At 72.8% G+C, this 19,549-nt stretch carries 14 protein-coding genes; 6 read left to right on the forward strand and 8 right to left on the reverse strand.

From position 1 onward, the window contains the following. Positions 1-27: 27 nt before the first annotated feature. Positions 28-669: a LysE family translocator gene (locus AB0E62_RS07760; protein ID WP_362189625.1), complete on the reverse strand. Its 642-nt coding sequence runs from the start codon at positions 667-669 to the stop codon at positions 28-30. Positions 670-751: 82 nt separating this feature from the next. Between AB0E62_RS07760 and AB0E62_RS07765 the strand changes: the two genes are divergently transcribed. After that, positions 752-1,204, forward strand: coding sequence for an Lrp/AsnC family transcriptional regulator (locus AB0E62_RS07765; protein ID WP_362189628.1), 453 nt, complete (start codon positions 752-754; stop codon positions 1,202-1,204). 74 nt (positions 1,205-1,278) lie between these two features. On the opposite strand, the gene AB0E62_RS07770 is transcribed toward AB0E62_RS07765, so the two are convergent. Continuing rightward, a complete protein-coding gene (locus AB0E62_RS07770) occupies positions 1,279-1,914 on the reverse strand; it encodes a TetR family transcriptional regulator (protein ID WP_362190127.1) in 636 nt (211 codons plus the stop codon). Between the two features lie 134 nt (positions 1,915-2,048). On the opposite strand from AB0E62_RS07770, the gene AB0E62_RS07775 reads away from it, so the two are divergent. Together AB0E62_RS07775 and AB0E62_RS07780 are read left to right on the forward strand one after the other, a co-directional pair. Then, positions 2,049-2,783, forward strand: a complete 735-nt coding sequence (locus AB0E62_RS07775) for a VOC family protein (protein ID WP_362189631.1) — start codon at positions 2,049-2,051, stop codon at positions 2,781-2,783. 178 nt (positions 2,784-2,961) lie between these two features. Then, positions 2,962-5,373 (forward strand): serine/threonine-protein kinase, encoded by a 2,412-nt coding sequence (locus tag AB0E62_RS07780; RefSeq protein WP_362189634.1) that lies wholly within the window; start codon positions 2,962-2,964, stop codon positions 5,371-5,373. A 269-nt stretch (positions 5,374-5,642) separates the two neighbouring features. Here the strand turns inward: AB0E62_RS07780 and AB0E62_RS07785 are convergent, their stop codons facing one another. The 3 genes from AB0E62_RS07785 to AB0E62_RS07795 form a co-directional block, all read right to left on the reverse strand. Next, positions 5,643-5,828 (reverse strand): sigma-like protein, encoded by a 186-nt coding sequence (locus AB0E62_RS07785; protein WP_362189636.1) that lies wholly within the window; start codon positions 5,826-5,828, stop codon positions 5,643-5,645. Positions 5,829-6,034: 206 nt separating this feature from the next. Then, positions 6,035-8,998, reverse strand: coding sequence for a BTAD domain-containing putative transcriptional regulator (locus AB0E62_RS07790; RefSeq protein ID WP_362189639.1), 2,964 nt, complete (start codon positions 8,996-8,998; stop codon positions 6,035-6,037). A 215-nt stretch (positions 8,999-9,213) separates the two neighbouring features. Continuing rightward, entirely contained in the window at positions 9,214-10,635 is a 1,422-nt protein-coding gene (locus tag AB0E62_RS07795) for a CehA/McbA family metallohydrolase (protein ID WP_362189641.1), read from the reverse strand. Positions 10,636-10,803: 168 nt separating this feature from the next. Here AB0E62_RS07795 and AB0E62_RS07800 point away from each other — a divergent pair, with 168 nt between their 5' ends. Continuing rightward, positions 10,804-13,389 (forward strand): bifunctional FO biosynthesis protein CofGH, encoded by a 2,586-nt coding sequence (locus AB0E62_RS07800; protein ID WP_362189644.1) that lies wholly within the window; start codon positions 10,804-10,806, stop codon positions 13,387-13,389. Positions 13,390-13,438: 49 nt separating this feature from the next. After that, positions 13,439-14,014, forward strand: a complete 576-nt coding sequence (locus AB0E62_RS07805; RefSeq protein ID WP_362189647.1) for a hypothetical protein — start codon at positions 13,439-13,441, stop codon at positions 14,012-14,014. Here the strand turns inward: AB0E62_RS07805 and AB0E62_RS07810 are convergent. Further along, positions 14,011-14,538 carry a DUF2165 domain-containing protein gene (locus tag AB0E62_RS07810; protein ID WP_362189650.1) on the reverse strand — a complete coding sequence of 176 codons (528 nt, stop codon included), beginning with the start codon at positions 14,536-14,538 and terminating at the stop codon, positions 14,011-14,013. The two genes, AB0E62_RS07805 and AB0E62_RS07810, sit on opposite strands and share 4 nt — an antisense overlap. A gap of 203 nt (positions 14,539-14,741) precedes the next feature. On the opposite strand from AB0E62_RS07810, the gene AB0E62_RS07815 reads away from it, so the two are divergent. Continuing rightward, a complete protein-coding gene (locus AB0E62_RS07815; RefSeq protein WP_362189653.1) occupies positions 14,742-15,857 on the forward strand; it encodes an ADP-ribosylglycohydrolase family protein in 1,116 nt (371 codons plus the stop codon). Between the two features lie 6 nt (positions 15,858-15,863). Here AB0E62_RS07815 and AB0E62_RS07820 read toward each other — a convergent pair whose 3' ends face one another. Both AB0E62_RS07820 and AB0E62_RS07825 read right to left on the reverse strand, forming a co-directional pair. Next, positions 15,864-17,423 carry a sodium:solute symporter family protein gene (locus tag AB0E62_RS07820; protein WP_362189656.1) on the reverse strand — a complete coding sequence of 520 codons (1,560 nt, stop codon included), beginning with the start codon at positions 17,421-17,423 and terminating at the stop codon, positions 15,864-15,866. A 209-nt stretch (positions 17,424-17,632) separates the two neighbouring features. Beyond that, complete coding sequence (locus AB0E62_RS07825) at positions 17,633-19,468, reverse strand: glycosyltransferase family 87 protein (protein ID WP_362189658.1); 1,836 nt, start codon at positions 19,466-19,468, stop codon at positions 17,633-17,635. Positions 19,469-19,549: the final 81 nt, after the last annotated feature.

A 19,549-nucleotide genomic window follows, 5' to 3' on the forward strand; every position in this document is an offset into this window, starting at 1 on the left:
CCGTGCGGGCGCCGAGGTGCGGGAACCCTAGAGCGTCGCCAGGCGTTCCGCCAGCAGGAACGCTCCGATGCCGAGCATCGCCGCGCCCGACGTGCGGGTCACCGCGCGGGCCGCCGTCGGGCGGGCCGCGAGGAGGGTGCGGGCGAGGGTGCCGACCGTGAGGTAGACCGCCGCGCAGCACGCCATGTGGAGCAGGCCGAGCACCGCGGTCTGCGCGGGGACGGGGAGGTGGGCGCCGCGCAGGGTGAGGAACTGGGGGAGTACGGAGAGATAGAGGAGCAGCCCCTTGGGGTTCAGACCGCTGATCGTCGCACCGCGCAGGAAGGGCCGGCCGTCGGCCACCGGTGTGGCGTCCGTCCCCGCGGACGCCGCGTCCGACGGGCCCGGAACCGACGGCCGGCGCAGCACCCCCCAGCCCAGCCACAGCAGGTACGCCGCACCGGCCACCGTCACGGCGGTCAGCAGACCGGGGGAGCCCGCCACCAGGACCGCGAGGCCCGCTGTCGCCAGGGCGGTGTGGAGGGCGTAGCCGCAGACCAGGCCCGTCACCGCGCGCGGTACCCGGCTGCCGCGCAGGGCGGTCGTGATGACGTACGCCCAGTCGGCGCCCGGTACGCACACCAGCAGCAGGTCCACGGCGAGGAAGGAGAGGAGCAGTCCCGAGTCCATACCGGGCAGATTAGGCGCGAATTGCCCGAAAGTGTTTCTGAAGTTTGCTCATGATCACGAGTTGTGCGCAAAAATCTTCTTCATGGACGACGTAGACCGGAAAATCCTTGCCGAGCTCCAGCAGGACGGGCGGCTGACCGTGACCGAGCTGGCCGCGCGGGTGCGGCTCAGTGTCTCCCCCTGCCACCGGCGGCTGCGCGAGCTGGAGCGGGCCGGCGCCATCCGGGGCTACCGCGCGGTGGTGGACCCGGCCTCGCTCGGGCTGAACTTCGAGGCGCTGGTCTTCGTGTCGATGCGCCAGGAGGACCGGGACACGGTCGCCGGGTTCGAGCGGGCGGTCGGCGAGCTGGACCACGTGCTGGACGCGCAGCGGCTGTTCGGCGAGCCCGACTATCTGCTCCGGGTGGCCACCGCCGACCTGGCCGCCTTCCAGCGGCTGTACGACGAGCGGCTGGCGACCCTGCCGGGAGTGCAGCGGCTGACCTCGACGCTGGTGATGAAGCACGTGGTGCGGGACCGCCCGCTCCCCGCATAGGCGACGGGCGGTGGTTCAGGGGATGAACCACCGCCCGCCAGACAGGACGTGGAGTGCCGTAAAGGTGTGAGCGCCTACTTCGACGGCTTCTTGCCGGTGACACCCAGGTGCACCAACAGCGCCAGGTTCGGCTTGAGTTCGGCCTGCTTCACCCCCCAGGAGGTGAACCCCTTCTGGTGGGCCGCCACCGCCGCGAGCATCGCGACCAGCGAACCGGCCACCGCCGCCGGGTTCACGTCCTTGTCCACCCGGCCCTTGGCCTGGAGTTCCGCGATGGAGTCGGCCAGGGAGCTGTTGACCGTGTTCAGGATCCTCATGCGGATCTTGTAGAACCGTTTGTCCCCCTCGGCCGCGCCCAGGTCCACCACCCGCAGGATCGCGTCGTTGCGGCGCCAGAAGTCCAGGAACCCGTCCACGAGTTCCTGCGCGGTCTGCCAGCCCGACTTGCCGGCCCAGGTGCGCCCTTCGAGCAGCTCGGTCAGCCCCGCGCTCTCGGTCGCCATCTGCTCGGCGATCTCCAGGACGGCGCCCTCGACGTCGGGGAAGTACTGGTAGAAGGTCGCGGGCGACGTGCCCGCCCTCCGGGCGACATCGATGACCTTGACGTCCCGGTAGGGGGAGGAGCTGAGCATCTCGCTGAGGCAGTCGAGCAGCTTCTGCCGGGTCGCCTGCCCACGCCGGCCGGCCACGCGGCCGTCGACGGTACGCACTTGTCCTGTCATGCCGTCAGCTTACCGAGGGGTGATGGGAGCGCGATTCGGCCGACTGCAAATGGGGTGCGCGGGCGGATCGGGGGTGGTGTGCCTGGTCTGCGGCCTGCGCGCGTCCCGGTTACTTTTGCCGCATGGCCGAAAACAGGGCATCCACGAACGAAGAGACATACGGGGAGGGCGTCCCCTGCTGGGTCGACGCCCAGCTGCCCGACATCGAGGCGGGCAAGCGGTTCTACGGCGAGCTTTTCGGGTGGACCTTCCAGGAGGCGTACGGCACCTCGGTGTGGGCGCTGCTGGACGGCGACCGGGTCGCCGCGCTGGCCCCCAAGACGGACGGCCGCATGCCCACCGTCTGGACGGTCTCCTTCGCCACCCCGGACGCCGAGGCCCTCGCCCGGCGGATCACGGCGGCCGGCGGCGCGATGATCACCGACCCGTACCCGGTCGGCGACCTCGGCACGGCCGCCCTCGCCACCGACCCCGAGGGCGCGGTGTTCGGCCTGTGGCAGCCCGGCACCCACCGCGGCTTCGGGCGGCGGCGCGCGCCGGGCACCTTCGTCTGGGCCGAGCTGTACACCCGGGACACCTCAGCCGCCAACGCCTTCTACGGCGACCTCTTCCACGACGCCCTGTTCGGCTCCGGCGCCGCGCCCGACTTCGGCCGCGCGGACGTCACCGAGGTGTTCCCGGCCGAGATGCCCCCGCACTTCGTCGCACACTTCCGGGTCGCGGACCTGGCCGACGCCCTCGGCGCCGTCCAGCGGATCGGCGGCCGGGTGCAGGCGCCGCCCTTCGAGACGTCGTACGGCCGGGTGGCCGTCGTCACCGACAATCAGGGGGCGTCGTTCGCGCTGCTCCAACGGTGATCCATCCGTTTTTGGGATGAATTGATGTGAGACACCCCGACTGTCACCGGGTTCGCAACCAGCCGCCCGGCCAGGAAGAATCGGGGTGCGTGCCGCCATGGCGGTGCGGTGGTGAGACGCTGCACTTCGGTCGCGTACATATGGGGTGGCGCGGCTCGTACGGGGAGGTGGCAGGCAAGTGGTGGATCAGCTGACACAGCACGATCCGCGGCGGATCGGGCCGTTCGAGGTGCTGGGCCGGCTGGGGGCCGGCGGCATGGGGCTGGTCTATCTCGCGCGCTCGGCGTCCGGCCGGCGGGTGGCGATCAAGACGGTGCGCACCGAACTGGCCGAGGACCAGCTGTTCCGCGTCCGCTTCACCCGTGAGGTGGAGGCGGCCCGCGCGGTCTCCGGCTTCTACACCGCGGCCGTGGTCGACGCCGACCCGCGCGCCGCCGTGCCCTGGCTGGCCACCGCCTACGTCCCCGCGCCCTCGCTGGAAGAGATAGTGAACGAGTGCGGGCCGCTGCCGGCGCAGGCCGTGCGCTGGCTCGCGGCGGGCGTGGCCGAGGCCCTCCAGTCCATCCACGGCGCCGGGCTGGTCCACCGCGACCTGAAGCCGTCCAACGTGCTCGTGGTCGAGGACGGCCCCCGGGTGATCGACTTCGGTATCGCCTCCGGGGTCTCCAACACCCGGCTGACCATGACGAACGTCGCCGTCGGCGCCCCCGCCTACATGTCCCCGGAGCAGGCCAAGGACTCCCGCAGCGTCACCGGCGCCAGCGACGTCTTCTCCCTCGGCTCCACCCTCGTCTTCGCCGCCACCGGACACCCGCCCTTCCACGGCGCCAACCCGGTCGAGACCGTCTTCATGCTGCTGCGCGAGGGACCTGACCTCACCGGGCTGCCGGACGAGCTGCGCCCGCTGATCGAGGCGTGCATGCAGATGGAGGCCACCGCCCGGCCCACGCCGGCCGACCTCCAGGCCCAGCTCGCCCCGCACCTGTTCGGCTCCGGCTCCGACGACAGCGGCACCGCCTCCGCCTGGCTGCCGGAGAAGGCCGTCGCCCTGATCGAGGCCCGCCGCGGCGGCCGCCCCGCCGTACCGCCCGCCCCGGCCCCGACCGACGGCCCGCGCGCCGCCGTCCGGCAGACGGTGCCCCCGCCCCCGCCCTACGACCCCCCGGTCCCCGTACCGCCGTCGGCGCCCGTGTCCATGCCGGGCCCCGTGCCCCTGCCGCCGGCGCCCTCCGCCCCCGTGCCGATCACGGCCGGCGCCCCCGACACCGGCCCCGTCCGGCTGGCCGGCGCCCCGGTGCCCATCGGCCCCGGCCCCCGGGTCGCCGACGCCCGCGCCGCCGCCGTCAAGGCGCCGCCGCCCGAGGCCGGCCTGGTGGCCAGCTGGTCCCGGCCGCGCCCCGGCGTGGCCCTCGCCGACCCCGCCGTACCACCCGCCCCGCCCGTGCCCCCGGAGCCCGCGAGCGGCTGGCGGCCCTGGCGGTTCCGCATGTCGAACGACGTGTGGGGCACCCCGGCCGTGGCCGGCGACCTGGTCTACGTCACCTCCTTCGAGGTGCACGCCCTGGACGTGGCCACCGGCCGCCGGCGCTTCAAGACCCGGGACGTCGCCTGGTCCATGGCGGTGGCGGACGGCCGGGTCCACGCCTCCGACGGCCCCACCCTGTACGCCCTCGACGCCCGCGAGGGCACCGATCTGTGGCGGCTGTCCACGGACGCCTGGGTGTACTGCCTCCAGGCCGACCGGGGCACCGTCGTCACCGGCACCCGGGGCGGCGGCGTCCAGGCGTGGGAGGCCTCCAGCGGCCAGAAGCTGTGGGAGATCACCGGCTGCCAGACCGACTTCGAGTCCCCCGAGGCGGGCCCGGTCCTGCACGACGGCACGGTCTACGTCTGGCAGGACGCCCGGCTGCGCGCGCTGGAGGCCCGTACCGGCGAGGAGCGCTGGTCGTACCCCATCGGCGACGCGGCCTCCTGCGGCGGGGTGCCGGTGCGGCCGGCCCCGGCGCCCGACGGGTGCGTGTACGTGTCCGCCGGCACCCGGGTCCTCGCCGTCGACGCGGCGAGCGGCAGGGTCCGCTGGCACTTCGAGGCCCCGGCGGTCTTCCTGTGCCCGCCGGCCTTCGCCCCCGGCCCGGCCGTCACCGGCGGCGGGGTCTACCTCGCCGACTACCTGGGCACGGTCTACGCCCTGGACGCCGCCGACGGCCGCGACCGCTGGCGCATCGCCACGGAGGCCCGCTCCTCCGTGGAACCGGTGCTGGTCGCCGCCGGGCACGTGCACGTGGGCAGCGGCAAGGGGCTGTACACCCTGGACGCGGTCACCGGCACCCCCAAGTGGCGGTTCCAGGCGGGCGGCGACGTCGTGGGCGCGCCCGCCGTGGCCGAGGGCCGCATCCACTTCGGCTCCACCGACCACCTCCTGTACACCCTGAAGGCCGACGACGGCCGGCTGCGCTGGAAGCTTGCGACGGGCGGCGAGATCACCGGTTCCCCGGTGGTCAAGGACGGCGTGGTGTACGCGTGCAGCAAGGACCGGTGCGTGTACGCCCTGGACGCGGAGAAGGGCACGGGCACGGCACGGACGACGTGACGCGCCTGGCTGTTCCGCAGGAGCTGGCCATGCCGTACGTGGTGCGCGGGCCGAAGAGAACGGCCCTCGGGCCGGTGACGCCGGCACCGGCTCCTTCGATCGTGCCGGGGGTGAGGCGAAGGGGGCCGCGGTACGACCGCGGCCCCCGGAAGACGACATGGCCGAGGGGCCGGGTCCCCCGACCCGGCCCCTCGGTCCCCCCGTTCACACCCGGCCGCGGCGACTCCCCCTCCGCGCCACCGCGGCCGTTCCCCCGTCGGACTGGTGGCTTACTTGCCGGTCAGGTCCAGGGCGGGCGGAGCCGGCGCGTGGCTGTCCAGCGTCGTGATGGCGTCCTCACTCGGAGCGGATGCGTGGCCGTCGTCCGTGATGGGCAGCTTGTCCGAGATGGGCGGAGCCGGCGCGTGGCTGTCCAGCGTCGTGATGTCCGCTTCGGTGATCTTGGTTTCGCTCATGGCTGGGACCTCCCCAGAAGTTCGTGCACGGAGATTCGGGGAACGCTCACCCGGCAACTCCCCCGTGGGTCGCCGAGCGAGCGCTCTGGGCCGTTCACCATAGCCGTGAGGCCCATTCCGATCCGTCTGCCCCCCGACGCGACGGGTCGATGCAATGAGAGTGGCAGCACCTCATAAACGTTCGATGAACGTCATCGGCTGGCTGGTCAGGCCGTTGCCATGGGGTCGAGCAGGCGGCGGACTTCCATGGCCTCGGCCGCCTCCGACGCCTCGTGGATGCTGAGCGCTTCCCGCCAGCAGGCCCGGGCGCGGTCGACCTGACCGAGGGCGTCGAGTGACTTGCCCAGGAGAGTCAGGACGTTCGCGCGCATCCAGTCCCCGCCGATGCACCCGGTGCTGAGTGCCTGCTCCGCGTGCAGGGCCGCCTGGGTCGCTCTCTGTGCGGAGAGATGGACCTGGGCGATACGGAAGTGGGTCGTTCCCTCCCACAGGCGCTGGCGGTTCTCGACGAAGATACGAAGCGCTTCGTCGAGCTGTTCCAGCGCCTCCACGCTGCGGCCCGTATGACCCAGGGCAATACCCAAGGCGTACCGGGCGTTGGCCAGCCGCACGCTCAGCCCCAGCTCGTCGTATATGGCGATCCCCTGCTGGACCAGGTCGATGCCCGCAGAGACCCGGTCCATGGAGACGAGTACGCGCGAGAGGTTGCACAGGGCGCTGGCCTCTCCGGGGCGGTTGTCGTCCTCACGGAAGGCGCTGATGGCCCTGAGGAGATGTGCTTCACCGGCCGCGTGGTCGTTCCTGCAGATGGCGATGATGCCCAGCTCGTTCGGCGCGTTCGCACTCGTCCACGGGTCGTTCGCGGTCCGGCCCAGAGCGATGGCCTCCTGGGCCTCGACAGCCGCTTCGTCGAACTGTCCGGATTTGATGAGTACTTGCGTCAGTGTCACGCGAGCACGACCGGCCGCGAGGGCGTCACCCAGTGCGTCGGCGGCGTCGCGGGCCGCCCGGGTCGCCGTCTCGTAGTGAAGCGAGCTGGCACCCGACTCCGCCAGATCCTTGGCGGCCAGCAGGAGGTCGACCGCGCGCCGGAGGTTTCCCTGAGCGAGGGACTGCTGGACGCAGGCGAGTATGCACGCGGCCTCGCCGTGCAGCCAGTCCAGGGCCTTTCCGTCGTCGCTGAACGCCTGACCCGACTGCTCGGTCACCTGAAGGTGGTCCACCGTCCGGTCCCCCGGGCGTTCGATGGCGTACACCCGTGCCGCGGTCGCCAGATAGAAGTCCAGCAACCGCGACATCGCCGACTCCCGTTCGCTCGGTGGGTCCTCGTCGCGTTCTGCGCAGGCGCGGGCGTAGAGGCGGACCAGGTCGTGGAGGCGGTAGCGGTTGGGGGCCGCGGATTCGAGGAGGGACGTGTCGACCAGGGACTCGAGGAGTTCCTCGGTGTCCTCCGGGGGGAGGTCCAGGACCGCTGCCGCCGCGGCCAGGGAGATGTCGGGGCCGTCGGCCAGGCCGAGGAGGCGGAAGGCGCGGGCCTGGGCCGGCTCCAGCTGGCCGTAGCCGAGTTCGAACGTGGCCTTGACCGCGAGGTCGCCGGCCTGGAGTTCGTCCAGGCGCCGGCGCTCGTCCGCGAGCTTGGCCGCCAGCACCGACACCGTCCACGTACGGCGGGCCGCCAGGCGGGACGCGGCGATGCGGATGGCCAGGGGGAGGAAGCCGCACGCCGCCACGACGTCCAGCGCGGCCTCCCGCTCCGCCGCCACCCGCTCCTCGCCCACGATCTTCGTGAAGAGGCACAGCGCCTCGTCGGGGGACATCACGTCCAGGTCGACCAGATGGGCGCCCGCGAGGTCCAGCATGCGCACCCGGGAGGTGACCAGGGCCGCGCAGCCCTCGGTGCCGGGCAGCAGCGGCCGTACCTGGGCCGCGTCCTTCGCGTTGTCCAGCAGGACGAGGACCCGGCGGCCGTCCAGGACCGAGCGGTACAGCGCCGACCGCTCCTCCAGGGAGTCGGGGATCGCCGTGTCCGCCGTGCCCAGGGCCCGCAGGAAGGAGCCGAGCACCGTCTCCGGCTCCGCGGGGCGCGGGCCCGCGCCCTGGAGGTCGACGTACAGCTGCCCGTCGGGGAAGGCGGGCCGCGCGCGGTGGGCCACGTGCACCGCCAGCGTCGTCTTGCCGACGCCGCCGATCCCGGCCAGCGCGGACACCGCCATCACCCGGCCCTCCGTCTCGGACGCGGAGGACAGCACGGCGCACAGGTCGGCGACGAAGGACGCGCGGCCGGTGAAGTCGGGCACCGTGGCGGGCAGCTGGGCCGGGCGGACCGGCGCCGCCGCCTGTTCCGTGACCGGCGCCGAGGGCTCCGCCAGCGCCGGGTCCGCCCGCAGGATGCGCTGCTGGAGGTCGCTGAGACCGGGGCGCGGGTCCACGCCCAGCTCCTCGGCGAGCAAACGGCGGGTGTCCGCGTACACCGCGAGGGCCTCCGCCTGCCGGCCGCTGCGGTACAGCGCCAGCATGAGGAGTTCGCGCAGCCGCTCCCGCAGGGGGTGCGCCGCCGTCAGGGCGGTCAGTTCCGAGACCGCCTCGGCGTGGCAGCCCTGCTCCAGGTCCAGGTCCAGCCGCGACTCCAGCAGACCGAGCCGCCACTCCTCCAGGCGCGCCCGCTGGGCCTCGGCGTACGGGCCGGGCACCCCGGCCAGGGGTTCGCCGTCCCACAGCGCGAGCGCCTGCCGCAGCAGTTTGCGGGCCCTGCCGAGATCGCCGGCGGCCCGCGCCTTCTCCGCCTCCGCCGCCAGGTCCTGCGCCACCGTCACGTCCAGCGCGCCCTCGCGCAGCCCGCGCACCGCGTACCCGCCGGACTCGCTGACCAGGACCCCGGGGTCCAGGACCTTGCGCAGCCGGGACGCGTACGTGCGCACCGCCGCCAGCGCCTGGGGCGGCGGCTCGGATCCCCACAGCGCGTCGATCAGCTCGGCCGCCGTGGCCGTACGGCCCTCCCGCAGCAGCAGCGCGGCCAGCAGGGCGCGCTGCTGCGGGGAGCCCGTGCCGAGCGCCTCCTCGCCGCGCCAGGCCCGCACCGGACCGAGCACGCCGAAGCGCAGCGTGCCGGTTTCCGCGGTGGCCGCGGAGCCGGCGCGCCGCTGCTCGGGTACTCGCGGCCCACCGTCCATGCGTTCGTCCCCCTCGGCGTCACGAACAACCCCGTCAGTTTGCCTTGTTCGGTGCGGTTGCGTCAGCCGTGCGAGACGCCGATCACAGGGCGGCGGCCGCGGGACACAAGGCCCTCACGCGTTCCACAGCGTCCTCACACCCCTTTCGCGCCCCCTGTGAGAGCCCGTGTAACTGACGGACCATCAGGTTGACGCTGCCGGAACCCTCCAGGGGATCACCGCACCGCACCGGGCGGCCCCAGGAACACCGGGTTGGTGAACGCGGCCATCGCCCCCGGCACCGGGCCCAGCGCCGTCTCGTGCCGCACCTCGGCCCGTACGTAGGCCGCGCGGGCGGGGGAGGTGCGCCACTCCACGACCCCCGTGCCGGTCACCGGCAGCGGCTCGCCGGTGAACACCAGACCCTGGTCGGTGAGGAACCGCACCGCGCAGCGCGGCGCGCCGGACACCTCCAGCCGCACGGTCACCGGAGTGTCCGGGTCCACCGCCAGCCGCTCCCCGATCCCGGCCCGCTCCCCGATCCCGGCCCGCCCGCCGCCCTCCGCCGTGACGGAGAAGGCCAGCGAGACATGGCGCGACTCGGCGACGTAGGACCGCCCGGCGCGCAGCCCCTCCTGGATCGCCTCCCGGGTCAGCCCGTCGGCGAGGACGACCGTCTGAGGCAGCCCGACCACGTCCGGATCGCGGTGGGCGTCGCTGTTGCCCATGGCGGGCAGCCACGTCCGCTCGCCCCGCGCCGCCGCCACCAGCCGGGTGTCCCAGCCCGCCAGCGCCAGTTCGTCGTCGGGTGTCCACATCCCGTTCCACACCTCCACGGCGTCCGCCTCCGCGAACCCGAACCGCCAGGAGCAGCCCACGCAGTCGCCGTGCGGATGGGCCGGTACGACCAGCCCGCCGGCCCGCCGGATCGCCCGCGCGAAGTGCGCCCAGCGGTTGTCGCGGGCCCGGTAGCGCCAGTCCACGAAGGTGCCCGGGTCGGTGCCGAGCGCGAGCACGTGCCCGTTGCGGGTGGTGACCTCCTCGCCGAGCAGCACCAGCAGGTCGTCGCCGGCCGCGTCGGCCCAGTGCGGGTGCGAGGCGTTGGTGTTGTGGTCGGAGCTGTTGAGGAAGTCCAGCCCGGCGGCGCGGGCCAGCGCCGCGATCTCGGCCGGGGTACGGCGGCCGTCGGAGTGCCAGGAGTGGAGGTGGCAGTCGCCCCGGTACCAGTCGCGGCCCCGGCCCCGGGCCCGGTCCGGCGGGTACACCGGACCGGGTGGCGTTCCGGCCGGCCCCGGGGTCAGGGTGACGGTCACCTCGTAGGCAAGCCCCTGCGGGGCCACGGTGTAGGGGCCGAGGGCGATGTGCCAGGTACCGGGGGTGAGCGGTCCGGGAAGGTACCCGGGGGTCGCCGCGTCGGCCCGCACGGAGAACTCGCTGCGTGCCCCGCCCGACCAGCCCCGGAACCCCCGCCCGCCCAGCTCGGTCCCGCGCGGGTCGAACAGCCCGATGTCCAGCGCGTTGCCAGGGGTGCCGGGTGGGACCGGGGGCCTGTCGTAGGTGTAGGCGACTTTCAACTCTGCGGTTCCCGGCGGGACTTCGAAGGGCAGGTAGGCGAAGTCCGGGGAGTCCGGTGCGAAGGTGCCGCGCAAGGTCGTCACCCGTCCACGGTAGGCGCCCCGCAGGGGCGCGGGACAGTATCGATTGCGGCTCCGCCGCGCGGGCGCGACCGGCCGCGGACGACCCGCACACCACCACGGCGGACAACCAGCCCCGGCCCGGCACCCCGTACTCGCCGGCGGTGATCACGGCGACCGTATGCTCGAGAGATGACGACTTCCGCGACCTCCGGAACCGGCCCCACCGAGAACTCCATGCGTCGCGCCCTCAAACGTGCCCGGGACGGCGTCGCGCTCGACGTCGCCGAGGCGGCGGTGCTCCTCCAGGCGCGCGGTGCGGACCTGACGGACCTGGCCGCCTCCGCCGCCCGGGTGCGGGACGCGGGCCTGGAGGCGGCGGGCAGGCCCGGTGTCATCACGTACTCCAAGAGCGTCTTCGTCCCCCTCACCCGGCTGTGCCGGGACAAGTGCCATTACTGCACCTTCGTCACCGTCCCCGGCAAGCTGCGCCGCGCCGGGCACGGGATGTTCCTGTCCCCCGACGAGGTGCTGGACATCGCCCGCAAGGGTGCCGCCCTCGGCTGCAAGGAAGCCCTGATCACCCTCGGCGACAAGCCGGAGGACCGCTGGCCCGAGGCGCGCGAGTGGCTGGACGCGCACGGCTACGACGACACCATCGCCTACGTCCGCGCCATCTCCATCCGCATCCTGGAGGAGACCGGCCTGCTGCCCCACCTGAACCCGGGCGTCATGACGTGGACGGACTTCCAGCGGCTGAAGCCGGTCGCGCCGAGCATGGGCATGATGCTGGAGACCACCGCCACCCGGCTGTGGTCCGAGCCCGGCGGCCCGCACCACGGCTCCCCGGACAAGGAACCGGCGGTCCGGCTGCGCGTCCTGGAGGACGCCGGCCGCTCCTCCGTGCCGTTCACCTCGGGGCTGCTGATCGGCATCGGGGAGACGTACGAGGAGCGCGCGGAGTCGCTGTTCGCGCTGCGGAAGGTGGCCCGCGCCTACCACGGCATCCAGGAGCTGATCATCCAGAACTTCCGCGCCAAGCCGGACACGGCGATGCGCGGCATGCCGGACGCCGAACTGGACGAGCTGGTCGCCACGGTGGCCGTCGCCCGGCACATCATGGGCCCGGGCGCCTGCCTCCAGGCCCCGCCGAACCTGGTCGACGCGGAGTACGAGCGGCTGATCGGCGCCGGCATCGACGACTGGGGCGGGGTCTCCCCGCTGACCATCGACCACGTCAACCCCGAGCGCCCCTGGCCGCGGATCGAGGAACTCACCGAGCGGTCCCGGGCGGCCGGCTTCGAGCTGCGCGAACGCCTGTGCGTCTACCCGGAGTTCGTGCGCAGGGGTGAGCCCTGGCTGGATCCGCGGCTGCGCCCGCACGTGTCCGCCCTCGCCGACCCGGAGACGGGCCTCGCCCGCGCGGACGCGGTCGTCGAGGGCCGGCCCTGGCAGGAGCCGGACGAGGTGTTCACCGCCACCGGCCGCACCGACCTGCACACGGCCATCGACTCCGAGGGCCGCACCGGCGACCGGCGCGCCGACTTCGACGAGGTCTACGGCGACTGGGAGGCGCTGCGCGAGGCGGCGGCCCCCGGCATGGCCCCGGAGCGGATCGACGCCGATGTGCGCGAGGCGCTGCGCACGGCCGCCGACGACCCGGCCCGGCTGACCGACGCCGAGGCCCTGGCCCTGCTGCACGCGGACGGCCCGGCGCTGGACGCGCTGTGCAAGGTGGCCGACGACGTGCGCAGGTCGGCGGTCGGCGACGATGTCACCTACATCGTCACCCGCAACATCAACTTCACCAACGTCTGCTACACCGGCTGCCGGTTCTGCGCCTTCGCCCAGCGCCGCACGGACGCCGACGCCTACACGCTGTCCCTGGAGCAGGTGGCGGACCGCGCCCAGCAGGCGTGGGAGGTCGGCGCGGTCGAGGTGTGCATGCAGGGCGGTATCCACCCCGACCTGCCCGGGACGGCGTACTTCGACATCGCCAAGGCGGTCAAGGAACGCGTGCCGGGGATGCATGTGCACGCCTTCTCGCCGATGGAGGTGGTGAACGGGGCGACCCGCACCGGTCTGTCGATCCGCGAGTGGCTGACCGCCGCGAAGGAGGCCGGACTGGACTCCATCCCCGGCACGGCGGCGGAGATCCTGGACGACGAGGTCCGCTGGGTGCTCACCAAGGGCAAGCTGCCCGCGGCCACCTGGATCGAGGTGATCAGGACCGCGCACGAGCTGGGCATCCGCTCCTCGTCCACGATGATGTACGGCCATGTCGACCAGCCCCGGCACTGGCTCGGCCACCTGCGCACGCTGGCTGGGATCCAGCGGGAGACGGGCGGCTTCACCGAGTTCGTGACCCTGCCGTTCATCCACACCAACGCGCCGGTGTACCTCGCGGGGATCGCCCGCCCGGGCCCGACCCTGCGGGACAACCGGGCGGTGACGGCGATGGCCCGGCTCCTGCTGCACCCCTGGATCCCCAACATCCAGACGAGCTGGGTCAAACTGGGCACCGAAGGGGCGGCGGAGATGCTCCGCTCCGGGGCGAACGACCTCGGCGGCACCCTGATGGAGGAGACGATCTCCCGCATGGCGGGCTCCTCCTACGGCTCGTACAAGTCGATCCGCGACCTGATCGCGGTGGCCGAGGCCGCCGGCCGCCCGGCCAGGCCGCGCACCACCCTCTACGGCGAGGTCCCCGAGGAGCGGCAGCGGGTCGCCGAGGCCTCCGACGGGCACCTGCCGGAGCTGCTCCCGGTCCTGGACTGAGTACGATGATCCGACCCCCGATGCTGGACGGGGCCCCGTAGCGGAGGAGATGCGTCCCGTGGCTGCCCGACTGCCCTCGTGGGCCTGGGTCACCGGTCTGACGGCGGGGGCGACCGCGGTCGTCGTCGCCCTCGCCGTACAGGCGGAGGCCGGGCCGCACCCCAAGGCCGCCGCCGTGGCCCGGCCCGGCTCGTCGGCCTCGGCGAGCCCGCACCCGTCCGCCTCGGCGCACACTCCGCAGGCGCCGGAGCTGCCGGACGACTCGGGCGACGGCCGCCGGATCGTCTACTCGCTCGGGGCCGAGCGGGTGTGGCTGGTCGACGCGACCGGCAAGCCGATCCGCACCTTCCCGGTGTGGCCGGGCACGGTCGACCCGCGGCCCGGCCGCTACTCGATCACCCTGCGCACCCAGTCCCTCAAGGGCTCGGACGGCGTGCAGATCGAGCACGTCATGTACTTCACCAAGGCGGACGGCGTGAACGTCGCCTTCTCCAACGCGCTGGACGGTTCGTCCCCGCCCCCCGCGAACGGCCAGAAGCTGGGCGGCATCCGCCTGCACAAGGAGGACGGGGCCGCGCTGTGGTCCTTCGGCGACCAGGGCACGCGGGTCGCGGTCGTCGACTAGCCGTCCGTCCCCGTCCCGGTCTCCGTCCGCGGCTGCCGGGCGGGGAGCTGGTTGACGATCAGGGCGACCCCGCTGATCAGGAAGATCCGGGTCGCCGCCTCCAGCCCGTTCCACGACTTCGACTGCCACATGGCGAACCACTCCCCGCCGATGGCGATGAACCCGCCGCCGAACAGCAGCATCAGCATCAGCAGGCCGTAGGTGGACCAGCGCCGCGCGGCATCGTCCCTGCCGCGCGCCCACAGCGACGTCCCCCAGACCAGCAGCAGGGCCGCCGCGCTCTCCCAGACGATGATCAGTACGTACGCGGTGTCCTCCAGGGCCCTGTTCGTCACGGCCCGCCACATCAGCCGGTCGTCCTGGAACGTCGTGTCCATCGACAGCACGTGCCGGACGTACTGCTGGTTGGTCCCGAAGTCGGTGATGTTCCCGAGCGCGACCAGGGCGATGTAGAGGGCGAGTATGCCGGTGAGCACCCCGGCGGCAAGCCTGAGGCCGGTGGGGCGGATGGGAGTGGTGGTCATGGCTGGATTCTCTCCCGGCCAACACCGGCCTGACCGCAGGGTATTGAGCCAGAGGAACGGTGAACTCCGGGGAGTTGCGCGGCGAACGGGACCGGTCCGCCGGACAACGACCCGTGGGGGCGGTTTTGTCCCGCTGAACGGGCCGTTCCCGGTCGATTACAGTGCTGCGCGTCGTACAGGCGGGCGGTGCCAGGGGAGGTCTGGTGGGGTCGACGACCGGTGCCGTCTGGGGCCGAGCGGAACAGCAGGACTATCGCAGCAGGGTGCGCGGCACCCTGCTCGGCGTCGCGGTGGGCGACGCGCTCGGCGCGCCCGCCGACGCCCTCACCCTGGCGGAGATCCGGGCCGCGTACGGCGACGGGGGGCTGCTCGACCTGGCCGTCGCACGCGGCCGGCGCGGCGGCGTCACCCACCACACCCAGCTGACCCTGTTCACCGTGGACGGGCTGATACGCGCCCAGGTGCGGCGGGACACCGGCGCCTGGCACCCGCCGACCGATCTGCACCGGGCGTATCTGCGCTGGGCGGCCACCCAGCGGGACTGGGGTCCCGACGAGCGCCGCGCGGAGGACGGCTGGCTGGCCCGCGAGGAGTGGCTGTACGCCCGCCGCGACCCCACCCGCGCACTGCTCATCGGGCTGGGCGACCGGACCATGGGCACCCTGGAGTCCCCGAAGAACCCGGACGAGCCGGGCCCCGAGGCGGTCGCCCGCTCGGCACCCTTCGGACTGCTCGTCGGCTGGGAGCCGCAGCTCGTCGTGCAACTGGCCGTGGAGTGCGCGGCCCAGACCCACGGCCACCCCCTCGCCTGCCTCTCGGCGGGCGCGTACGCCGTGATCGTGCACGCCCTGGCCCGGGGCGACAGTCTGGACGGCGCCGTGCGGCGGGCCCTCGCCCTGCTCGCCGCCCGCCCCGGCCACCAGCCGGTCTCCGACGCCCTGCGGAACGCCCTCGGCGCGGTACGGCAGGGCATACCGACCCCGGCCCGGGTGGAGGAGCTGGCCGGCGACGGCACGGCGGACGGACTGCTGGCCGCGTCCGTGTACTGCGCGCTGGTGGGGGAGGACGTACGGCACGGGCTGTGCCTCGCGGTCAACCAGAGCGGCCCGTCGGCGGCGGCCGGCGCCCTCACCGGGGGCCTGCTGGGCGCCCTGCACGGCGAGACGGCCCTCCCGCCGGCCTGGCTGGCCGAACTGGAGGGCCGCCCGACGGTCCTGGAACTCGCCGACGACTTCGCGATGGAGATGACCCAGGGCCCCGCCCTGCACGGCCCCGCCGGGGCGTCCCCGGGGTGGCTCGCGCGGTACCCGCGGGCGTGAGAGCCGCTACGGTGCCCCGACCACGTCGTCCCCCGCCTTGGCCGGCACCGGGACCGCCGCCGCCCCGTCGCCGTCGGTGTTCACCTTCTCGATGACGGCCAGCCGCTCCGGGGTGTCCTCCGGCTTGAGGAAGCCGATCAGGATGTACAGGACCAGCGAGACCGCGAGCGGCACCGACACCTGGTACTGGAGCGGCACCCCGCCGTCCACGTTCCAGCTGATCGGGTAGTTCACCAGCCAGAAGGCCAGCAGACCCGCCGCCCAGCTGGTGAGCGCGGCCGTCGGCCCCGAGCGGCGGAACGCGCGCAGCAGCCCGAGCATCATCGGGATCGCGATCGGACCCATCAGACCGGCCACCCACTTGATGACGACCGTGATGATGTCCTTGAACGCGGGGGAGTTGACCTGGGTCGCGACCGCCATGGACAGTCCGAGGAAGACGACCGTGGTGACCCGGGCCGCGATCAGCCCCGAACGCTCCCCCCAGCCCCGCGCCCGGGCCGACAGCACCGGCGCGAGGTCCCGGGTGAAGACGGCCGCGATGGCGTTGGCGTCGGAGGAGCACATGGCCATGGTGTGGGAGAAGAACCCGACGATGACCAGGCCCAGCAGCCCGTGCGGGAGCAGCTGTTCGGTCATGAGCGCGTAGGAGTCGGAGCCGTCCGGCTTCTGCGCGTGCACCAGCAGCGGGGACATCCACATGGGGAAGAACAGCACGACCGGCCAGACCAGCCACAGGACGGCCGACAGCCGGGCCGAGCGCTCGGCCTGCCGGGCGCTGCCGGTGGCCATGTAGCGCTGGGCCTGGTTCAGCATGCCGCCGTTGTACTCGAACAGCTTGATGAACAGGAACGCCAGCAGGAACACCGTGCTGTACGGGCCGACCAGCGGTTTGCCGTGGCCGTGCAGCGCGGGCTCGTCCCAGGCCCCGAGGAAGCCGATGTTCTTGTCGTTCAGCTTCGCCACGACCGCGATGAACATGGACAGACCGGCCAGCAACTGGATGACGAACTGGCCGAGTTCGGTCAGCGCGTCCGCCCACAGGCCGCCGATCGTGCAGTAGACGGCGGTGATGGCGCCGGTGATGAGGATGCCCTGGTTCAGCGAGACCCCGGTGAACACCGACAGCAGCGTGGCGATGGCCGCCCACTTGGCGCCCACGTCCACGATCTTCAGCAGCATGCCGGACCAGGCGAGTGCCTGCTGGGTCGGCAGGTTGTAGCGGTTCTTCAGGTACTCCAGCGGGGAGGCCACGTGGAGCCGGGAGCGCAGCCGGTTGATGCGCGGCGCGAACAGCTTCGACCCGATGGCGATGCCGAGGGCGATGGGGAAGGACCAGGTGATGAAGGAGGTGACGCCGTAGGTGTAGGCGATGCCCGCGTACCCGGTGAACATCACGGCGCTGTAGCCCGACATGTGGTGCGAGATGCCGGACAGCCACCAGGGCATCTTGCCGCCGGCCGTGAAGAAGTCGGAGACGTTGTCCACGCGTTTGTGCGACCAGACACCGATCGCGACCATCACACCGAAGTAGCCGATGAGCACGGCCCAGTCGAGACTGTTCATGTGCCCGATCGTGAGTCCGCTCACATGAACGCGACAAGCGACGGGAAGGTCAAGTCGCGGTAAAATCGTTCGTTGTAGTGACCCTCGATCAGATATGTGAACCAGACGGGGTGGTCGCGCCCGGCCGGACCGGAGTGAACGGGTGGGGACCGTCCCTGCCGACGGTCCCGGACGCCCGGATCAGCGAGCGGCGCGACCGGCCGCCGCCGTCACTTCAGCTCGTCGGGGCACGGCGTACCGCGCGGCAGCTGGTACGGCGAGGCCAGCCGGTACGTCCCGGACTTCGGCGCCACCAGCACCGTCCACCGGTCCCCGTTCGCGTCCTCCTGTGTCTCCGTAAGACATCCGTTGACGTTCCGGTATGTCTTGGGCGCATCGGAGGACTCCTGCGGCGGCTTCAGGCTCTTGCCGTGCTCGTCGACGATGCTCAGCCACGGCGAGTACGGGATCCGCACCAGGACCCGGCCGGGCTTGCGCACCCGCAGGGTCATCTCCACCTCATCGGCGCGGTCCACCACCGCGTTCGGCTCGGCGAGCGGCGCCGGGTCGGTCACCTTGAACAGCTGCCAGTTCGCGTCGCCCCAGACCTGCTTCAGATACGGCATCCCGCTGCGCAGCAGCTCCCGCTCCCGCTGGCCGCCGGACCCGTCCAGATCGTCCTTGGGCAGCACCACGTAGTGCACGGCCCAGCGCTTGAGCCACTCGTGATAGTTCGCCGAGTTCAGCGTGTCGTCGTAGAAGAGCGGGTTGCGCTCCATGTCGGCCTGCCGGTTCCAGCCGCGGGCCAGGTTGACGTACGGAGCGAGCGCGGAGGCCTCGCGGTGCGAGCGCGCCGGGACCACCTCGACGCGGCCCTTCTCGGCGCCGCCCTTCTGCAGCTCGTTCACCAGCGGAGCCAGCTCCCGCGCCCAGGACGCGGCCGGGGTGGTGTGGATGATGTCGTCCACCGACTTGTAGCCGAGCCAGCCGACGAAGCCGAGGAAGGCCAGCACGGTCAGGTACCACTTGCGGGACTTCGGCACGGTGTACGGCAGCGCCGCGATCAGGGCCGCGCCCGCGAACAGCATCGGCAGCCGCGAGATGTTCGACCCGATCTGCGAGCTGATCAGCCACACCAGCACCACGGCGACGCTGTAGACGGCCGCCGTCAGCCGCACGGTCACCCACCCCTTGGGCACCAGGAACAGGCACAGCAGGCCGTACAGCAGGGGCATGACCACCGAGCCGAACCCCATCGGCTGGGTGCCGGAGAACGGGAACAGCCAGGCCGACACCGCGACCACCGCCGACGGCGCGAGCCCCAGCGCCCAGGCGCCAGGCCGCCGCTTCTGGAGGAACAGCGCGACCGCGACCAGCCCCACGAACAGCCCCGCCACCGGCGAGGCCATCGTGGCGAGCGCCGCCAGCGGGGCGGTGACCAGGGCCTTCGCCCAGCGCCTGGTCCGCCACCGGTGCGGCCAGCAGAACACCGCGGCGACCGCGCCGAGCGCGAACATGGTGCCGAGCCCGAAGGTCACCCGCCCGGAGATCGCGTTGCACAGCAGCGCGAAGACCCCGGCGAGCGAGACCCACAGCGGGTTCCTCACCACCCGGCTGCGGATCAGCACCAGCGTCAGCAGGCCCGCCGACACCGTGCCGGCGACCATCATCGTCGTACGCACGCCGAGGACCGACATCAGATACGGCGACACCACGCTGTACGACACCGGGTGCATGCCCCCGTACCAGGCGAGGTTGTACGCCGAGTCCGGGTGCCGGCCGACGAACTCCGCCCACGCGTCCTGCGCGGCGAGATCGCCACCGCTGTTCGCGAAGGTGAAGAACCAGATGATGTGCAGCACACCCGCGAGGGCCGTGATGGACAGCACGGGATGCCGCAGCAGCCGACGGCGCAGGGCCCCGAGCGCGGTGGGCGGCGCCCCGGAATCGCCGGCGGGCGTCTCGCGGGCGCGGCCGTCCGCGTCACTCGTGGTCGGACGTATTCGCGCACCGGCTCCCGGGCCCGGTTCGGCGTCGTCGGCGCGTGTCGGCTCCGCTGTGGCCACTGAAGGCACTCCCCGTGTCCCGTCTTCTGTTCTCGGCCGCTTCCACGGTGTATCCGGCCGCTTTCCGTTTTTGTCCAGTTC

Source organism: Streptomyces sp. NPDC038707 (assembly GCF_040636485.1).
Classification (GTDB): domain Bacteria; phylum Actinomycetota; class Actinomycetes; order Streptomycetales; family Streptomycetaceae; genus Streptomyces.